The 2,988-nt window shown below is 44.5% G+C and carries 2 protein-coding genes; one reads left to right on the top strand and one right to left on the bottom strand.

Annotation, left to right across the window (positions count from 1 at the left end; genetic code table 11):
- Window positions 1-137: 137 nt before the first annotated feature.
- The gene (larA, locus tag Q0Y54_RS12455) at window positions 138-1,424 is read right to left on the bottom strand and encodes a nickel-dependent lactate racemase (RefSeq protein WP_297968596.1); all 1,287 of its coding nucleotides are present in this window, start codon (window positions 1,422-1,424) and stop codon (window positions 138-140) included.
- Between the two features lie 222 nt (window positions 1,425-1,646).
- Here larA and Q0Y54_RS12460 point away from each other — a divergent pair, with 222 nt between their 5' ends.
- Complete coding sequence (locus Q0Y54_RS12460; protein ID WP_297968600.1) at window positions 1,647-2,813, top strand: acyltransferase family protein; 1,167 nt, start codon at window positions 1,647-1,649, stop codon at window positions 2,811-2,813.
- Window positions 2,814-2,988 lie beyond the last annotated feature (175 nt).

The following is a 2,988-nucleotide window of genomic DNA, read 5'->3' on the forward strand; positions in this document are numbered from 1 at the left end:
CTATTATGACAAAATAAAATGATAATAAAAACCGCTGCCGGGGGTACAATGGCAGCGGTTTTTACTTGGATTATCCGACTATCATCAGACAATCTGTTTTGGATAAAATATGTGTATGATGTTAAGAAACACCAAATTTAGTCGCGTACTATAACGGATATTCCGTTTGGAATACAGGTTACAGTGGCCTTTTCGCCCTTTATGCGGCGGGCCTCGGCATAGGCCTCCTCCAGGGTCGGGAAGTAGCGGGCCTTCAGGTCCTCAATAAGCTGCTTCTGTTCCGGGGCGGCCACAAAGAGTACGGTGTGCTTTCTGAGAATGCGGCACCATATCTGGGCGCACCACTGATCCGGCAGGGTCTCCTTCTGTGGCGTATTAACGCACTTCTGGAAGAATTCGTCAGCAGTGGCAGCATCGTGTATAGAGTCATAATAAGACTGACCGCCGTGACCGTCTTTACAGGTGGCCAGCATTATTATGACACCGCCTTCATTAATGGAGGCTTCAGCGGCAGTCATTCCCTTTGGACACTGGTATGCGTTCTGGTCCAGTGGATAACCACCGTTGGTTGTAATAACAATATCAGCAGGAGCTGGTTTTACGGCACAGTATTTGGCCAAAAATTCGGTGCCCTCCAGATGTGCTGTTTCAAAGTTACCGGCATAGGCGGCAACGGTTTTCTTGTCCTCATCGATAATTACATTACAGATAAAGGCCAGCTTAGCCATTTTGGCAGCAGCCACCATATCGGTATGGATTGGATTGCCCTCTAAAATACCGGTACGGGCATAAGGAGAGGCAATAAATTCACCGCAATGGTTTCCCATAACCGTAACGGCATCGCAAATGCCGGGCAGGACACTCTTGCGTCCACCGGAGAAGCCGGCGAAGAAATGGGCCTCAATAAAGCCTTCGGCAACTAGCAGGGAAGTCTCGGCAGCTATCTTGTCAATAATGCAGTCAGGACCTGATGGAAGCACACCAATCTTGGTATTACATTCAGGGTTATGCGCATCATGTACTATGATATCATCTTTAAATTCATCATACAAGTCATCGCCTAATTTACTGCGCAATTCCTCTGTGCTGGTTGGACGATGGAAGCCGGTGGCCACCAGCAATTTAATTTTGATATCAGGGCTGCCCTGTCGCAGCTCGGCAATCATTTCCGGCAAAATATCCTGGCTTGGAACAGGACGGGTATGGTCGGAAATAATGATGCAGCAGTCCGACTTACCCTTGGCCAGCTCCGACAAACGGGGGCTGTCAATAGGATTCATCATGGCTTCATGGACAATTTCCCGGCCGGAGCGGGTGCTTTTTAATTCGTCAACCCGGGAGGTTAATACTGCACTTTCAGCTGGAACCTCAAGGGGAATGGAGCCCTCATCATAGAGAAAATTTACTGTTTTTGTTTCGCTCATAATTATCTTCATCCTTTCAGACAGAAATATACACTATACTTTTCTTTTCGACAAATAGCGTTAAAATCCTTCTTTTTTGTATGATAAATTTGACATGTTTTTTGGGTGGTCATATTATTAAATCGTTGGATATATCCGTTGGAAGGATAAAATTCAGTTATGTTCAGGTGGGGCTCCAGGCCTCAATCCAATAAATATTAATTTTAAGAGGTGTCATTCATAATGAATGGGAAAAGATTATTTTTTATGGACAATCTGAAGATGTTCATTATCAATTTGATGATTGTTTTTCACTTGGGGCTTTGCTACATGGCCTATGCCCCGGAATGGTGGTATGTGGTGGACACGGAGCATTGTTCCTTGTTTCTCACAGCCTTTGTTTGCTGGGTAGATGTGTTTATTATGCCCATGATGTTCTTTGTCAGTGGCTATTTTGGTATCATGACCTTAAAGAAGCACGGTGACGGCAAATGGTGGAATGGACGGTTTAAGCGCATTATTGTACCATGGCTGGTTGGGGCAGCCATTTTTGCGGCACCGGTTTCCTATCTTACCTTCTTTAGCCGTAATGCTCCGGTGAGCTTTGCTGATTTTTGCAATAACTGGTTTTTCTTTGATCCGGTAAATGGGGGCTCGGGAGTGTTTTTTTCCCATATACAGTATTGGTATTTGGGGGTTCTTACCCTCTTTTATTTAGCCATGTTTATGCTCAGCAAGCTGGACAGGAATTATCTCACCCAATATGCACCCACCAGGGCTGACCGCTCTATGGCACTGCCATTGTTTATATTTGTATTTTGCAATGTGGTAGCCATGGACATTATTACCGGCTTTGATGATTTATGGATTCATCTCAGTTATTTCCTGGTTATTCAGCCCTGCCGCCTTCTTCCTTATGTATGGGCCTTTTTCTTGGGGGCATACGCCTGGAAGCATCAGTGGTTTACGGAGAATGGGTATAAGCCCTCAGTGGCCAGGTGGGTGCCCTTGTTTGTGGTAATGACCTTTGCCTATCCTTTATGGATTTTGATGGGACACTTTTTGGTGGCCAATACCCTCCAGTTTGTTTTTGTCAGGGGCATTCTTCAGGCGGCCATGTTTACATCATCCTTTTATGGCTTGTTGGCCATTTTTTACCGCTTCTTTAATAAAACCAACAGGTTCTGGAGTGAAATGGCTGCCAATTCCTATACCATGTATTATGCCCATATGCAGATAATATTCCCCCTGGCCTACCTGATGCTTCCCTTGGATATTCATTGGCTGCCAAAGTGGCTGCTGAACAGTGCCATTGGTCTGGTTATAGTATATGGTGCAAGTAAGCTGCTGCTGTTATTGCCTTGCTTTGCCGGCAGCAAAAAAGCCAAGCTGTCCTATTCCAAAAAATAAGAAGCCTGGCATTTTGTATGGCAGAAATAGTGAATAAATAAAAAAATATCTATATTAAAAAGGTTACTGTGATATACTTATCATGGTAACCTTATTTTTTCTGAAAATAAACTTCGTGCGAAACGTTATTTCGCACTACGCCATTACAACGAAATCTAAAGCTCATCTGCATCCT

It is taken from the genome of uncultured Anaerovibrio sp. (genome assembly GCF_947302755.1).
GTDB lineage: Bacteria > Bacillota > Negativicutes > Selenomonadales > Selenomonadaceae > Anaerovibrio.

Bases quoted from the DNA above. Each gene is read 5' to 3' on its own strand.
- Q0Y54_RS12460 (WP_297968600.1), top strand. From the start codon at position 1,647: ATGAATGGGAAAAGATTATTTTTTATGGACAATCTGAAGATGTTCATT.
- larA (WP_297968596.1), bottom strand. From the start codon at position 1,424: ATGAGCGAAACAAAAACAGTAAATTTTCTCTATGATGAGGGCTCCATT.